14 protein-coding genes and 1 pseudogene are annotated in these 15,420 nt (G+C 65.3%); 11 read left to right on the top strand and 4 right to left on the bottom strand.

Translation table 11 applies throughout. The annotated features are described in order from the left end of the window. The first annotated feature begins 76 nt into the window (after positions 1–76). The 5 genes from ACVW1C_RS26830 (at position 77) to ACVW1C_RS26810 (ending at position 5,201) form a co-directional block, all read left to right on the top strand. Positions 77–850 (top strand): LuxR family transcriptional regulator, encoded by a 774-nt coding sequence (locus tag ACVW1C_RS26830; RefSeq protein WP_456760969.1) that lies wholly within the window; start codon positions 77–79, stop codon positions 848–850. 420 nt (positions 851–1,270) lie between these two features. Continuing rightward, positions 1,271–1,657: a hypothetical protein gene (locus tag ACVW1C_RS26825; RefSeq protein WP_456760968.1), complete on the top strand. Its 387-nt coding sequence runs from the start codon at positions 1,271–1,273 to the stop codon at positions 1,655–1,657. A 290-nt stretch (positions 1,658–1,947) separates the two neighbouring features. Next, the gene (locus tag ACVW1C_RS26820; protein WP_456760967.1) at positions 1,948–2,877 is read left to right on the top strand and encodes a DMT family transporter; all 930 of its coding nucleotides are present in this window, start codon (positions 1,948–1,950) and stop codon (positions 2,875–2,877) included. A gap of 252 nt (positions 2,878–3,129) precedes the next feature. Continuing rightward, positions 3,130–3,939 (top strand): MlaD family protein, encoded by an 810-nt coding sequence (locus ACVW1C_RS26815; protein WP_456760966.1) that lies wholly within the window; start codon positions 3,130–3,132, stop codon positions 3,937–3,939. 107 nt (positions 3,940–4,046) lie between these two features. After that, entirely contained in the window at positions 4,047–5,201 is a 1,155-nt protein-coding gene (locus tag ACVW1C_RS26810) for an alpha-hydroxy acid oxidase (RefSeq protein ID WP_456760965.1), read from the top strand. Between the two features lie 2 nt (positions 5,202–5,203). Here the strand turns inward: ACVW1C_RS26810 and ACVW1C_RS26805 are convergent, their stop codons facing one another. Continuing rightward, on the bottom strand, positions 5,204–5,608 hold the full coding sequence (locus ACVW1C_RS26805; RefSeq protein WP_456760964.1) for a hypothetical protein: 405 nt from the start codon (positions 5,606–5,608) through the stop codon (positions 5,204–5,206). Between the two features lie 74 nt (positions 5,609–5,682). On the opposite strand from ACVW1C_RS26805, the gene ACVW1C_RS26800 reads away from it, so the two are divergent. Continuing rightward, positions 5,683–6,300: a TetR/AcrR family transcriptional regulator gene (locus ACVW1C_RS26800; protein ID WP_456760963.1), complete on the top strand. Its 618-nt coding sequence runs from the start codon at positions 5,683–5,685 to the stop codon at positions 6,298–6,300. A gap of 123 nt (positions 6,301–6,423) precedes the next feature. Here ACVW1C_RS26800 and ACVW1C_RS26795 read toward each other — a convergent pair. Beyond that, positions 6,424–6,826: pseudogene (locus tag ACVW1C_RS26795) on the bottom strand (DUF1330 domain-containing protein). A gap of 133 nt (positions 6,827–6,959) precedes the next feature. On the opposite strand from ACVW1C_RS26795, the gene ACVW1C_RS26790 reads away from it, so the two are divergent. Then, positions 6,960–7,805, top strand: a complete 846-nt coding sequence (locus ACVW1C_RS26790) for a metal-dependent phosphohydrolase (protein WP_456760962.1) — start codon at positions 6,960–6,962, stop codon at positions 7,803–7,805. Between the two features lie 227 nt (positions 7,806–8,032). After that, positions 8,033–8,974: a DMT family transporter gene (locus ACVW1C_RS26785; RefSeq protein WP_456760961.1), complete on the top strand. Its 942-nt coding sequence runs from the start codon at positions 8,033–8,035 to the stop codon at positions 8,972–8,974. A gap of 76 nt (positions 8,975–9,050) precedes the next feature. On the opposite strand, the gene ACVW1C_RS26780 is transcribed toward ACVW1C_RS26785, so the two are convergent. Next, entirely contained in the window at positions 9,051–10,007 is a 957-nt protein-coding gene (locus tag ACVW1C_RS26780) for a LysR family transcriptional regulator (RefSeq protein WP_456760960.1), read from the bottom strand. 135 nt (positions 10,008–10,142) lie between these two features. On the opposite strand from ACVW1C_RS26780, the gene ACVW1C_RS26775 reads away from it, so the two are divergent. Beyond that, positions 10,143–10,526 (top strand): nuclear transport factor 2 family protein, encoded by a 384-nt coding sequence (locus ACVW1C_RS26775; protein ID WP_456760959.1) that lies wholly within the window; start codon positions 10,143–10,145, stop codon positions 10,524–10,526. A 376-nt stretch (positions 10,527–10,902) separates the two neighbouring features. Here the strand turns inward: ACVW1C_RS26775 and ACVW1C_RS26770 are convergent, their stop codons facing one another. Next, positions 10,903–12,588 (bottom strand): methyl-accepting chemotaxis protein, encoded by a 1,686-nt coding sequence (locus ACVW1C_RS26770; RefSeq protein ID WP_456760958.1) that lies wholly within the window; start codon positions 12,586–12,588, stop codon positions 10,903–10,905. A gap of 270 nt (positions 12,589–12,858) precedes the next feature. Between ACVW1C_RS26770 and ACVW1C_RS26765 the strand changes: the two genes are divergently transcribed. Further along, entirely contained in the window at positions 12,859–13,902 is a 1,044-nt protein-coding gene (locus ACVW1C_RS26765; protein WP_456760957.1) for a C-terminal binding protein, read from the top strand. Positions 13,903–14,043: 141 nt separating this feature from the next. Continuing rightward, entirely contained in the window at positions 14,044–15,390 is a 1,347-nt protein-coding gene (locus ACVW1C_RS26760; RefSeq protein ID WP_456760956.1) for an ABC transporter substrate-binding protein, read from the top strand. The last annotated feature ends 30 nt before the right edge of the window (positions 15,391–15,420 follow it).

Genomic DNA, 15,420 nt, shown 5'->3' with positions numbered 1-15,420 from the left:
CCCTTCCTCCAAATGCGGAACATCTGGAACGAAAGGGGTTAACTGTGGTACCCCCAGAAACCGGGGGATTTAGTCAATGGGCCTGGTAGACGCGATTGCAACCATCGAGGCGTCGGATACCATCGACGAGCTCAGCTCGTCATTGCACCGTGTCGTCCAGAACTACGGCTTCTCGGGCTTCGCCTTTGTCGATGCCGGCCGGCCCGACCTTGATCTGCCCTATCATGTCGGCACCTTCCCCGACGCCTGGAAGCGGGCGTATGTGCAGAACGAGTTCGTCCATGCCGATCCGGCGCTGGCGCGGTCGCGACGCACCAACACGCCATTCAGCTGGAGCAGCCTGAAGCTGCCGGAGCGAAGCGGGCACAAGCGGTCGCCCGAGGCCAGGACGATGGATGCCGCCCGCGAGTTCGGCTTCAAGGACGGCTTCGTGGTGCCTTTCCATTACCGCGACCGGCTCGGCGCCGTGCATTCGAGCTCGACGGTGTTCTTCTGGGAAGACGAGCGGCGCGACTTCGACAAGCTGTTCGTCTGCCATCGCCATGAACTGCATCTGTTGATGATCTACTGGGTGCAGCGGGCGATGGACATCGTCAACCGCGACCAGCGCAACGCGCCGACCATCCTGAAACCCGCCGACGCCGCCGAGACCATCAAGCTGACGGGACGGGAGAAGGAAGTGATCGCCTGGGCGGCGCGCGGCAAGACCGTGGCCGACACCGCGCAGATCCTCGGCATTTCGCCGGAGACGGTGGAAGGCTTCATCAAGCAGGCGCTGCGCAAGCTCGAGGCCTCCAACAAGACGCACGGGGTGGCGAAGAGCATCGCGCTCGGGATCATCGACCTGTGAGCGGGGCCGCGCGGCCGTCGCGGCGCTCTGAGGGCTGCTTCGGTGCGCGCTGCTTCCGTGCGCCCCGTATCGCCGCGCTCGGCGGCAACGCCGCGAACTGTGGCAGGGTCACACATCAGGGTTGGATTTGCCTCCAAAATCATCCCCAGATTGCATTCGCGTACGATCTTGATAATAAGGCTGCGGCCCGATCACAGGGATTTCAGACCATGGGTGCGTATTGCAGTGCCCGCCCGACGCGACTGCCGAGCCGTCGTGAAAGCACGGATCGTCCTGCGCCTCGCCCGGTGCGCCGGGACCGATTGTCGATCCGGGTGATCCGTAGAAGTCCCGTCGCGACGAACCGCTGTTCCATTTGCTACCAATCATCGTCGCGGACATGCTGTCGACGGACGTAGCTGGAGATCGCGCAAGCGCACCATGAGCACATCGCAGGACGACCAGATCGATCAACTGGTGCAGGCACGCTGGCGCGCAATCGGGCTGTCGCAGGCCGATCTCGCCGAGATCCTGTGCGCGGGAGCCTCCCTGCAAAAGAACGGCGTGGACGGCACCGTCAAAATCGATACCGGGCGCCTGGCGACCGTCGCCGAGATGCTCGGGATCGCCGCCGACATCCTCAATCACCGGCCCGCCGCCACAGCGCAGACGCAAGGCGGCCAGGCGTCGGAATCGCTGCAATCCCTGCTCGAGCTGCGCATGCTGCGGGTGTTCCGCGACGTCAAGGACCCCGACACCAAGCGGATCCTGATCGAGCTCGCCGAGCAGATCGTCAAGCGCCAGACCACGCCGCCGGAGGCCGGCTAGAGCATGATCCGGAAAAGTGCGACGCGGTTTTCCCTCGCGACAAACGCGGAACGCGTTTGCGCGGCGATCATGCTCAAACAAGAGGCTTGTGGCGGATCGGCGGGTGCCGACCGGCCTGGCAAAGCGCCATCGCGCCTTCCGTAAGAGGCCTTCGCGCATGGTCGCGATGCGTCGATCCCCATTGATAGAACGGCGGAATCCGTGTCTGTGACGGAGCGCCGGGGCGATCCATACCGGCCCGGCGACGGCCGGGCGGGCGGGCCGCGGCGCCGTGAACCCGGGCCTTTCGCATGTCTGCCACCGATTCCACCACAACGCCTGCGTCCGGCTCCTGGATCGCCAACCAGCCATATCTCTTGCTCTGCATCACCGCGATGTGCTGGGCCGGCAATGCCATCGTCGGCCGGCTCGCGGCCGGCCATATTCCGCCGGTGACGCTGTCGTTCCTGCGCTGGTTCGTGGCGTTCCTGATCATCCTGCCGTTTGCCTGGAAGCACCTCGCCAGCGACTGGCCCGCGATCCGCAAGAACCTCGGCATCATGATGCTGCTGTCGATGACCGGCATCAGCGCCTTCAACACGCTGCAATACTGGGCGCTCGAGCACACCCAGGCGCTCAACACGCTGCTGCTGCAATCCTCCGTGCCGCTGATGGTCGCGCTGTGGTCGCTGATCTTGCTCGGCGCGCGGCTGACGCCGGCGCAACTCTGCGGCGTGTTGCTGTCGCTCGCCGGCGTGCTGGTGATCCTGCTGCACGGCGATCTCACGACGCTGTCGAAGATCGAGTTCAACAAGGGCGACCTGATCTTCATCGCCGCGCTGGTGATCTTCGCGCTGTACTCGGTGCTGACCCTGAAGCGGCCCAAGATCCACGGCCTGTCGGTCGCGGCCTTCACCTTCGGCTGCGGCGCGCTGTTGCTGATCCCGTTCCTGATCTGGGAACTCGGCACGCGTCCGGTGATGCAGCTCACCACCGGCAATCTGCTGTCGCTGTTCTATGTCGCGGTATTCCCCTCGACGGTGGCCTATCTGTGCTTCAACCGCGGTGTGCAGCTGATTGGCGCCAACCGCGCCGCGCCCTTCTTCCACATGGTTCCGGTGTTCGGCACCATCATGTCGATCGTGTTCATCGGCGAGCATCCGCAGGCCTTCCATTTCATCGGCTTCGCGCTGGTGCTGGCCGGCGTCTTCGCGGCGTCGCGGCGGCAGTCGGCGGCGTGAGCTCGGTGAGGAGCTCTATCGTTCCCTCTCGCCGTTCTTACGGGGAGAGGGTTTAGGGTGAGGGGCTCGTTCCACAGCAACGGTGAAAGATGAATGTCCGGAGACTCCCCCTCACCCGGATCGCATTCCGCTGCGCTGCATGCGATCCGACCTCTCCCCGCAAGCGGGGCGAGGTAAGAGCACGGACGCGGTGACTATCCGCCGCAAATCCGCTATCTCTTGAGGTCTGCTTCGCGGACAGGTCCCCAACGCATGGCGCGCGCCAGCAATCTCGTGATCGGCACCCTGACGCTGGCTTTGATCGCCGGCTCGCTCGGCGGCTGGCTGGGCTATCAGCGCTATGCCGGCATCAAACGGATGGTGCCGTTCCGCGTCGTGTTCGAGGGCTCGGCCTCCGGCCTGCGCCGCGGCGGCAGCGTCAACTTCGCCGGCGTGCGGATCGGCGAGGTGGTCTCGATCAGGCTCGACCGTCACCGCGTGGTGGCGATGACGCGGATCGAAGGCAACGCCCCGATCAAGAAGGACACCCAGGTCGGCCTCGAATTCCAGGGCCTCACCGGGATCGCCTCGATCTCCTTCACCGGCGGCACCGACGATGCTCCGCCGCCTGCGCTCGGCGCCGACGGCATTCCCGAGCTGACCGCCGACGCCGAAGGCACGATGGGCATCCAGGAGAAGCTCCGGGTCGCGCTACGCAATGTCGACCGCGTCATCACCGAGAACGAGGCAGACATCAAGGACTCGCTGCTCGGGCTCGAGAACTTCACCAACTCGCTGTCCGGCAGTGGCGAGCTGATCGCGGGCTTCATCGATGCCGCCGAGGACGGCGTCAACGCGGTCGACACCAAGTTGACGTCCGCTGACAAGTTCCTGAAGAGCTTCGGTAGCGACAAATATGGCGGCGAGTTGCTGCCGACCGTGATCTCGCTGCGCGAGCTGATCCAGAGTTTTGACAAGAAATCCGGCGCCATGATCGCCGAGACCCGCAAGACGCTCTCCGACGTCAGCCAGTCGGTCAACAAGTTCAACGAGAAATTTGTCCCGCCCGCCGCAAGGCGCTAGCCTCACATTCCAACCAAGAACCAAGAACAACGGAAACGCCCAACGTGCACGACCGGACCGCAGCCCCTGCCCCGCCTTCCGCATCCGTCAACCGCGCGGCGAGTGCCGTGCCCCGGCATCTGCGACGCTATCTCACGCTCGACGATTTCGAGCCGCAGGCGCGGCGGCTGTTGCCGAGATTCCTCTACGGCTACATCTCCGGCGGCGCCGAGACCGACGCGGCACGATCAGACAATCGCCGGGCGTTCGACGAATACGGCTTCGTGCCGCGGGTGCTGAAGGACGTCTCCGGCCGCGACCAGACCACGACGCTGTTCGGCAAGAGCTACGCCTCGCCGTTCGGGATTCCGCCGATGGGCTCGTCCGCGCTGTGCGCCTATCGCGGCGACATCGTGCTGGCGCGCGCAGCGGCCGCGGCCAATGTCCCGATGATCCTCTCGGCCTCCTCGCTGATCACGCTGGAGGACGTCCACGCCGCCAATCAGCAGGCCTGGTACCAGGCCTATCTCGCCGGGCTCGACGAACGGATCGAGCCGCTGGTCGATCGCGTCGACGCGGCCGGCTACGACACCTTCGTCGTCACCGCCGACGTGCCGGTGCCGCCCAACCGCGAGAACAACATCCGCAACGGCTTCCAGGTGCCGCTCGAGATCACGCCGCGGGTGTTCTGGGACACCATCACCCATCCGGACTGGCTGCTGAACACCTGGGCACGCACCGTTTTCAATCACGGCATGCCGCATTTCGAGAACATGGACGCCAAGCGGGGCCCGCCGGTGCTGTCCAAGAATTTGATGCGCAACATCGGCAGCCGCGACCAGCTCGCCTGGAAACACGTCGAGCTGATCCGCAAGCGCTGGCACGGCAAGCTCGTCGTCAAGGGGCTGATCTCGCCGGAGGATGCGCGGCTGGCGCGCGAGCACGGCTGCGACGGCGTGATGGTTTCCAACCACGGCGGCCGCCAGCTCGACTATACCGTCTCCGCGCTGCGCACGCTGCCGGAGATCGCGGCGCAGAAGGGCAGCATGACCGTGATGATGGACGGCGGCATCCGCCGCGGCACCGACGTGATCAAGGCGCTCGCGCTCGGTGCGGACTTCGTCTGGATCGGCCGTCCGTTCCTCTACGGCGCGGTGGTCGCGGGCGAAGCCGGCGTCTCGCGCGCGATCTCGCTGCTGCACGCCGAGATCGACCGCGACCTCGCACTGCTCGGCATCCGCAGCCTGAACGAGATCACCCCGGACGTGGTGCGGAAGTTTTGAACTCAGGCATAGCGCGCCGCGCCCATGCAGAGCGCGGTGATCGCGAGCAGCCCGGCCGCGATGCGTTGGGCGACCGCGAGCCGCGAACGTGCAGCTGACGGTTCGGCCGCGCCATTGCGCAATTGCCTGATCGCGCCGCCGCCGACAATGATCTGCACGGTGATCGCGGCCAGTGCGGCGAGCGCGCCGCCCGCCAGGATCTGCTCCGACAGCGCGAACGAACCTTCATGGACCAGGCGCCACAGCGTGGCGCCGGTCACGATCGCAACCGTCGCCGCGCCGATTTGCGGAACCAGCAGCTTTTCGCCACCGAGACCGCCAGTGCGCGCCAAAGTGAAGCTGGAGCCGGCCCAAAACACCGATGACAGGACGTGAAGGGACAGGGCTAAGATGAGGACGATCTGCATAATCTCACTCCAATGGGCATTGGAAATTAGATATACATAATGTATAATCAATTCGACGAAAGCAAGGCTAGCCGATGCCGCCGCGCAGTTATGTGAGCCCGGCGCGCAGCGCCGCCGCCGCCGAGACCCGCGAGCGCGTGATCGAGGCCGCCTCGCGCACGCTGCGCGAAGGCGAGAGCATTGCGCGCTTCTCGCTGGATACGGTGGCGAAGGCCGCCGGCGTGACGCGGCTGACGGTCTATAACCAGTTCGGCTCCCGGCGCGGGCTGCTCGAAGCCGTGTTCGACGAGATCGCGCGCCATGGCGGGCTGCATCAGCTCGCCGATGCCATGGCGATGGCCGATCCGCGCGCCGCGCTCGACCGCATGGTCGAGATCTTCTGCGCATTCTGGAGCCGCGATTCCGCGGTCGCCCGCCTGCACGACGCGATGGCGACCGATCCCGAATTCGCCGAAGCCTTGAGGGAGCGCAACGAGCGTCGCCGCCGCGGCGTCACCGCATTGGTCGACCGCATCGCGGGCAGGCATGCCTCAGCGCAGGTCCGTAAGGACGCCGTCGACCTGATCTTCGCACTGACGAGCTATCCGACCTTCGCGTCGCTCAGCGCGGGACGATCAAGGGATGAGGTCTGCCGCGTGGTGCAGGCGGCCTGCCGCGCGGCACTTGCGCCGCTAATCAACCCGTCATCCTGAGGAGCCGCGAAGCGGCGTCTCGAAGGATGAATCGGCCCCAGCCGGGCCGTCGACCCTTCGAGGGCCGCTGAAGAAGCGGCCACCTCAGGGTGACGGGACAACATCTTGGCCGAGCGCTCGCCCTCACCCAACCCTAAACTTGCTGTAGGCCTCGCGCGTCGCGATGATGACGTGCTCCTCGCAGCCGTTGCGGCGATGCGGGTCGCAGCGGGTCTCGTAGTCGGCCGAGGTCATCATGTCGAGGAAGGCCGCGACGCTCGGGTAATAAACCAGCGCGAGGTAATCCCAGCGCTGGCTGGCCGGTTCGCCCAGCGCGACCGTCTCGGCGCTGCCGGTCCAGAGCAGCGTGCCGCCGCGTGCCTTGATCATGGGGACGGTGAGCGCGCTGTAGCGCAGATATGCATCCCAGCCCGAGCCGTCGCCGTCGAGCGACCGCTGGCGAAATCGCATCAGGTTGACCATGACGACCGGAGCCTCTTGATCCAGTTCGCCCAAGCCCCTTGACGTTCAAGAGATCGACACCCATCCACCAGCTCCCGCCCAAAGTCGCATCAGTCCGGGCCGGGTCGGTCCGGCCGCAACGATTATGTCACATCGCGGGACTACCCTGAAATGCCGGCAGGCCGTAAGCTCGTCACCCGATCTCGGAGGTCAATGCCGTGATGACCCTTCCCGAACTTGCGGCCGACGCGCTCGGCAAATTCCTCGGCGAATACATGCAGCGCCGGTTCGGCTCTTCGCAGACCCAGCTGGTCGAGATGGTACCCTCGATCGCGAGGATTGCCATCGAATGCATCGGCAACAGCGACGCGCTCTATCACAATGTCGAGCACACCATGCTGGTGACCCTGGCCGGCCACGCCATCCTGCGCGGCCGCGCGCTGCACTCGCACATGAGCGCCGAGGATTATGCGCATGTCATCGTCGCCTGCCTCACTCATGACATCGGCTATGTGCGCGGGCTGTTCGATGCCGACGACCACAACGGCTATCTGGTCGCTGCCGACGGCCGCAAGGTGATCCTGCCGCGCGGCTCGTCGGATGCGGCGCTGATGTCCTATCACGTCGACCGTTCGAAGATCTTCGTGATGGAGCGGCTCAAGGGCGTCGCCCTCCTCGACAAGGAGCGCATCGCGCGCGCCATCGAGGGCACCCGGTTTCCGCAGAGCGCGCCGGACGGGAATGAGGAGTTCGGCGAGGAGGCCAGCCTGCTGCGGGCGGCCGACCTGATCGGCCAGCTCGGCGATCCCCATTACATCCGCAAGGCCAACGCACTGTACATCGAATTCGAGGAGGCCGGACTGAACCGCCAGCTCGGCTACGATTCGCCGGCCGATCTCGTCGATCTGTATCCGCGCTTCTACTGGGACAGCGTCGCACCGCATGTGCAGAAGGCGATCCGCCACCTCAACATCACCTCCCGCGGACGGCAATGGATCGCCAACCTCTACAGCAACGTGTTTCGCGCCGAGCGCGACATCTCGCTGTCGGGGCCGCAGAGATAGGCGAGGATGCAGCGCAATCTCTCCGCTCGTCGTCCCGGCGAAAGCCGGGACGACATCGAGTATGTTGCGTCATCGAGAGGCATATATTCACGGTCTCTCAGGATGACGGGTTCTGTTGTTCCGCGGCGGTGTAGCTTCCGCGCCGGATTGAGCCCCCGCACGCATGGCTCCAATCCGCTCTTTCGTCTTGTGGCGGCGGCGGAATCGGGCACAACATCCGCCAGATAATGACCGCCTTGCCCGCACCTGCCATAACCCCGCGTCGCTCGCCGCTGCACTGGCTCAACAACCAGCCCTATCTGCTGCTCAGCCTGACGTCGCTGTTCTGGGCCGCCAATATCGTGCTGGCGCGGCATGTCGGCAGCCATGTGCCGCCGGTCACGCTGACCACGATCCGCTGGTTCGGCGTGTTCCTGATCCTGCTGCCGTTCGCCTGGCCGCATCTGAAGGAGGACTGGCCGAAGCTGCGCAGGGCACTGCCGCTGATGCTGCTGTTGTCCGCGGTCGGCTTCGCGTTCAACAACGCGATCTCCTACTGGGCGATGCAATATACCGAGGCGTTGAACGCGCTGCTGATCCAGTCGGCGGGGCCGCTGTTCGTGGCGCTGTGGTCGCTGATCCTGTTCGGCGTCCGGCTGACGCCGGCGCAGCTTGCCGGCATCGCGATCTCGCTGGCCGGCGTGCTGACCATCATCCTGCGCGGCGATTTCTCGGCGCTCGCCAGCATCAGCTTCAACCGCGGTGACATCATGTTCGGCGCCTCGCTGGTGTCGTTCGGGCTGTATTCGGCGCTGATCGCGCGGCGGCCGAAGATCCATCAGCTCTCGCTGATCTCGTTCACCACGTGCTGCGGTGCGCTGATGCTGTTGCCGGTGGCGGCCTGGGAATTCGCCAACGGCGTGACGCTGAAGCTCGACGTTCTGACCTTTGCCACGCTGGGCTACACGCTGATCTTCCCGTCCACGCTCGCCTATCTGTTCTTCAACCGCGGCGTCGCATTGATCGGCCCGAACCGCGCGGCGCCGTTCTTTCATCTGGTGCCGGTGTTCGGCTCGGCGATGGCGATCCTGCTGCTCGGCGAGACGCTCGCACCGTACCATTTGATCGGCTACGCGCTGGTGCTCGCCGGCGTCATCATCGCTTCGCGGCAAGGATCGGCGAAGCGCTAGCTGACGCCGGGGATATGGCTTGAGCGTTTTCGAGCGAAGTGGGCACCGGTTCGCGTGAAGAAAACGCGTCAAAGCTCTAGCCTGCCTTGCGCAAGCCGGCGGATTTGCGTGGCGAATGGGACTTTGCCGCCAGCGTTTCCGTGATGAAGTCGATGAACCGCCTCACCTTGGCCGGCACGTGGTTCCGCGAGGCGTAATAGACGTAGAGCGGAAAATGCTCGTCGGGCCAGTCGGGAAACAGCTCGATCAGCGCGCCGCTCCTCAGGTGATCGTCGAGGCCGAGATCGATCACCTGCGCGATGCCGAAGCCGGCCAGGCAAGCGCCGAGCTTGGTTCCTGAATCGGTCACGGTGAGCCGCCCGTTGACAGCCACCGGCACGACCTCGCCGCCGCGCCAAAACTCCCAATCGAAGGGACGCCCGGTCGCCGCGTCGATGGCCAGGATGCACTGATGGTCGCGGCTCGCCAGCTCCCGCGGATCAAGCGGCCGGCCGTGTCGCTCGAGATAGATCGGCGAGGCCACGGTGAGCACGCGCGCATCGAGGACGCGGCGCGCAATCAGCGCCGAGGGCGCGGGCTCGCCGAAACGCACCGCCAGATCAAAACCGTCGCTGACCAGATCCGCGATCCGGTCGCGGGTCTCGATCCGCAGCTCCATGCCCGGATTCTGCAGCAGGAACCCGCTCAGCTTCGGCGACAGCACCATGCGGGAGAACAGCGGATCGACATTGACCCGCAGCCTGCCGCGGACCGCATCGCGCGATTTCGCGGTCTCCGCCGCCGCCTCGCCGATCCCGGCCAGATGCGCGGCAACCCGCTCGACCAGCGCGCGTCCTTCCCCGGTGAGCTCGACGGCGCGGCTGGTACGGTGAACCAGCCTGGCATCAAGGCGCGCCTCGAGCTTGGCGATCGCCTTGCTGACCCCGGATTGCGTCATGCCGAGCCGTTCGGCAGCCCGGCCAAAACTGCGCGCATCGGCCAGCGCCGCGAGCACCACCAGGCCGCCAACCAGCCGACCGTCAACTTCATCCATGTTGATGCCTCTCAGTCATCCAAGAGATGACCGGCCAGTCGTAGCACTCCGCCACCATATCGGCCACTGTCGGCGCAGATCACCGGTTCGATCCGGTGCGGCCACCACCACATCATCCGCTACGGAGATTTTGCAATGAGCGACATCCAGGCCATCGCATCCGCGATCGATGGATATTTCAACCTGATGTATGACGTCGACGATAGCCGGTTCCGCGACGTCTTCTCCGATGCCTGCATCGTGCACGGCATCCGCGACGGCAAGCACACGGTGCGGTCGGCCGCGGAATTCCGCGACTTCATCCGCAGCCGTCCCTCGCCGGCGTCGATGAAATCGCCGCGCGAGGATGCCATCATTAGCATCGACCAGACCGCGTCCGATCTGGCCATCGCCAAGGTGCGCGTCAGGGCCGGCCAAACCGGCTTCATCGACCATCTCGTGTTTCATCGGATCGACGGCAGGTGGCTCATCACCACCAAGGCCTTTCACGTCGCGCAGGTCTTCCCGGCGGGATCATAACGTCAATTTTTCGGAATATTAGAAATGTGACACTGATTTGCCCGACGTGTCAAGTCGGCTGGTCGACCGCCGGTCGCCACCGGCTCCTTGGCATGGGGTTGTTTTCGATATTTTCGGCAGCCCGCCCCTGCGACGGCCCGGGAGCACCCATGCGGCGAAAGGCTGCTCCCGGCACCTGCCAATTCCGTCATCTGAGGTGCGCGCTCTTGCGCCGTCTCGAAGGATCGACGGCCACCAGCCGGGTCGCACGTGCTTCGAGGCTCGCCCAGCGGCGCAATTGCGCCGTAAGGCTCGCACCTCTGGATGACGGGATGCGCAGTCGTGGAATGCGCCGGGTGGGTTGCGCTTCGCTAGCTAACCCACCCTGCGTAATCCGTTACGCCGCACGTACCTTCTGCAGGAACTCGTCGACCGCGTTGCGCAGCATGCCGGACTGGGTGTCGAGCTCGCGCGCGTTCGACAGTACGTCGCTGGCCGCACTGCCGGTGGCGGCGGCCGCGGTGGTGACGCCGCCGATATGGGCGGAGATCTCGCTCGAGCCGGCCGCGACCTGCTGAATGTTGCGCGCGATTTCGCGCGTCGCATCGCCCTGCTGGTCGATCGCGGTCGAGATCGAGGCAGTGATCTCGCTCATCTGCGCGATGGTCGCGGTGATGCCGCCGATCGAGGTCACCGCCTCGCCGGTGGAGGCCTGCATCGCCGCGACCTGCGCCGAGATCTCCTCGGTCGCCTTCGCGGTCTGGTTGGCCAGCGCCTTCACCTCGGAGGCGACCACCGCGAAGCCGCGGCCGGATTCGCCGGCGCGCGCCGCCTCGATGGTGGCGTTGAGCGCGAGCAGGTTGGTCTGGGCGGCGATCGAGTGGATCAGCTTGACCACCTCGCCGATCTTCTCGGCGCCGGTGGAGAGCGCCTGCACGGTCGCGTTGGTGCGCTCGGCATCGGCCACCGCCTGGCTTGCGACTTCGCTGGAACGCGCCACCTGACGGGAGATTTCCGCAACCGAGCTGGAGAGCTCCTCGGCCGCCGCGGCGACGGTGCCGACATTGTCGGAGGCAGAATCGGAGGCGGCCCCCACGGTCGCGGCCCGCGCGCTGGCGTCGCTGGCGGTCGCGGTCATCGACTGCGCCGTGGTCTGCATGCCGGCGGCGGCGGAGGCCACCGTACGGACGATGCCGTTCACGCTGCGCTCGAAATCGCTCGCAAGGTCCTGCATCGCGCTGCGCCGCTCGGCGGCGGCGCGCGCCTGCGTCTCGGCCTCGGACTGCTCGAGGCCGCGGATGCGGATCGCATTGTCCTTGAAGATCTGCACGGTCGCCGCCATCCCGCCGACCTCATCGCCGCGGCCGACACCCGGGATGTCGCCGTCGAGCTTGCCGTCGGCGATGTCGCGCATGCGTGCACCGAGCAGGTTGAGCGGCCGGGAGATGCTGCGGCCGATCAGCCAGGCGACCGAGCCGGAGATGATGCCGATGCCGAGGATCGCAAGGCCGAGCAGCCACGCGATCGGCCGCATCTTGGCGTCGATATCCTCGAGATAGGCGCCGGTGCCGAGATACATGTCGAAGCCGGGGACCGCGACGGCATAGCCGAGCTTGTGGATCGGCGTCTCCTGACCGGGCTTCACGTAATCATAGAACAGCAGGATCTCGCCCTTGGATTTCACGCCGTCCATCAGTTCCTGCGAGAGCTTGCGGCCATTGGTCACGACGTCCATGCGGTTGGTTCCGACCTGCTTCGGATCGGGCGCCAGCACGGTGATGCCGTTGTAGTCGGTGCCGAACAGATAGCCGGCGCCGTTGTCATAGGTCATGGCGTTGGCGCGCTTGCCGAACTCGGCCAGCGCGGCCTCCTTGGTCATCTTGCCGGCGTCGACTTCCTTCTTCAGGCCCGCCGCCATGTTCTTCGCCATCTCGACGATGGCCTTGGCCTGGTCGATGCGAGCATTGGTCATCTCACGCTGCATCAAGTGACCGGCGAGGATGCCGGCCGTGCACAGACCAAGGAGGGTCACCCCCACCAGAATGCCGAGCTTGGGGGTGATCTTCAGATTTGACAGCTTCACGGGGATCTCCAGAAGAGGCGGGGAACGCGACGCGATTGGCGGATTGATTCCGCTCACCGTAATGTGAGACCCTTTACCTGATGGTTACGGAGGTTCCCCGTAGAAGCCCGGAGAATCGGGCCGCGGACCAACCGGCAATTGTGGAGACAACAGCGCCGCTCGCGTAGAAGTAGGGACAGCGGTGATCCAAGCCGCACTCCGGCAAGCAAGAACATCAAGAAGCAAACCAGCAAGAAGCAAGAACAGAAGACCTCACATCGGGAGCAGACAATGTCGAAATTCAGGGTGGTGACGCCGAAGGGCGCGAGCTTTACGGTCGCCGGCGGCGGCTATGATTATGAGCGCGAGGCGCTCGATCCGATCGGCGCGGAGATCGTCGAGGCGCCGGCCAACGAGGCCGAATTCATCGCCGCGGCGCGCACCGCGGACGCGATCTACGCCAAGGGCATGCCAATCACCAAAGCGGTGATCGATGCGCTCGAGAACTGCAAGGTGATCACGCTCGGCAGCGTCGGCGTCGACTCGGTCGACGTCAAGGCCGCGACCGCCCGCGGCATCCCCGTCACCAACATCCCCGATACCTTCATCGAGGAGGTTGCCGACCACGCCATGATGCTGCTGCTCGCCGGCTTCCGCCGCCTGATCGAGCAGGACAAGATGGTGCGCAGCGGCCGCTGGGCCGAGGGCCGCCCGGCGCTGCTGAAGATTCCGCGACTGATGGGCCAGACGCTCGGCTTCATCTCGTTCGGCCGCGTCGCCCGCGCGGTGGCCAAGCGCGCCGCGCCGTTCGGCCTCAGGATGGTGGCCTATGATCCCTTCATTCAGGAAACGCTGATGTACGACCACGGCGTGATTCCCTCGACGCTGTCGGAGGTGCTGTCGCAGTCCGATTTCGTCTCGATGCACGCCCCGGCGCGGCCCGAAGTGCATCACATGCTGACCGAGAATCATTTTCGTCAGATGAAAAGATCCGCCATCTTCATCAACACCGGCCGCGGCGCCACCGTCGATGAGCAATCGCTGATCAAGGCGCTGCAGGAGGGCTGGATCGCCCACGCCGCGCTCGACGTGCTGGAGAAGGAGCCCCCGTCGCACAACAATCCGATGCTCGGGATGGACAATGTTACCTTGACCGCCCATGTCGCCTCGGCATCGGCACGTTTTGACGAAGCGCGCAAGCGCCGGGTGGGCTACGAATTGTCACTAGTGCTGCAAGGCATGTGGCCGGTAAGCTGCGTCAACCCGTCGGTGCTGCAAGACACCGCGCTGCGCCGCTGGCAACCCGTCAGCATGGATCGCGGTCCGAACAGCTAAGGCGGGAATGCGCTCTTCGCGCGAGGACCCGTCATGCGGGCCCTTCGCGCGGGCGCGCCGCGACCACGAGACCCTTCACCGGCGGCCAACGCCGGGAAGGAACAATGACAACCAAACAATAAGAACGGGAGTGCGAACGACATGAAGTACGAGATCACGCGTCGCGACGCGCTGGCGCTGGGGGCGTCCGCGGCGGCACTGGCGGTCACCGGGGCCTCGGCGCAGGACGCATCGAAAGTGAAGGCTGCCGACGTGGCGGCGCCGTCGCTGCCGATCGAGAAGGGCGCGACCTTGCGCATGTTGCGGCCGGTGCGCTTCGTCCAGGCCGACGAAGACGTGTTCCGCGCCAATGCCAAGCGATTCACCGACAAGACCGGCGTCGAGGTCAAGGTCGACTTCGTCGGCTGGGAAGACATCAATCAGCAAACCGCGGTGACCTCGAACTCCGGCGCCGGTCCCGACATCATCATCGGCTTCGGCGACGCGCCGCACATCTATATCGACAAGCTGATCGAATTGACCGACGTCGCCGATTATCTCGACAAGCGCTATGGCGGATGGCTGACGCTGGCACGCCGCTACGGCATGCGTTCGAAGTCGAACAGCTGGGTCGGCCTGCCGTTCGGCGCCTCGGGCGGTCCGCTGGTCTACCGCAAGTCGCTGGTCAATGCGGCCGGCTTCGACAAGGTGCCGGAGGACCACGCCGGCTTCCTCGAACTCTGCAAGAAGCTGAAGGCGGCCGGCAAGCCGCCGGGCTTCGCGCTCGGCAACGCCGTCGGCGACGGCAACGGCTTCGCCAACTGGCTGTTGTGGTCGCACAACGCCGCGCTGCTCGATGAGGAAGGCAATATCATCATCAACAGCAAGGAGACCATCGCCGCGCTGAAATATTTGAAGGAGCTCTATCCGACCTTCATCGCCGGCACGCCGTCCTGGAATGACGTCTCCAACAACCGCGCCTACTCGTCGCAGGAAATCGGCCTGACCGCCAACGGCGTCTCGCTGTATTTCTCGCTGAAGAACGATCCCGCGACCAAGGCGATCGCCGACGATACCGCGCATCAGTTCCTGATCAAGGGGCTGGCCTCGACCTCTCCGATGTCGGGCCTGACCCTCAACGCGATGGCATTCAAGCACAGCCCGTATCCCAACGCGGCGAAGGCGTTCCTGCAATTCATGCTGGAGAAGGAGCAGTACGAGCCGTGGCTCAACGCCAACTCCGGCTACTGGTCGCAGCCGCTCGCAGCCTACGCCGACGCTGCGGTGTGGTCGGGCGATCCCAAGGTCGCGATCTTCAAGGACACGATGAAGAGCCCCTATTACAACGGCTACAAGGGGCCGATCTCGACCGCGACCGGTGCCGTCAACGCCGATTATGTGCTGGTGCAGATGTGCGCCTCCGTCGCCACCGATGCGGCCACGCCGGAAGCCGCCGCCGCGGAAGCCGAGCAGCGCGCCAAGCGGTACTTCCGACGGCAGGGCCGGTAACGGCGGTCATTGAACTGCGCAACTGAATCA

This window comes from Bradyrhizobium sp. USDA 4011, assembly GCF_054063415.1.
The sequence above is the reverse complement of the archived record's forward strand: the minus strand, read 5'-3'. Positions and strand labels throughout refer to the sequence as shown.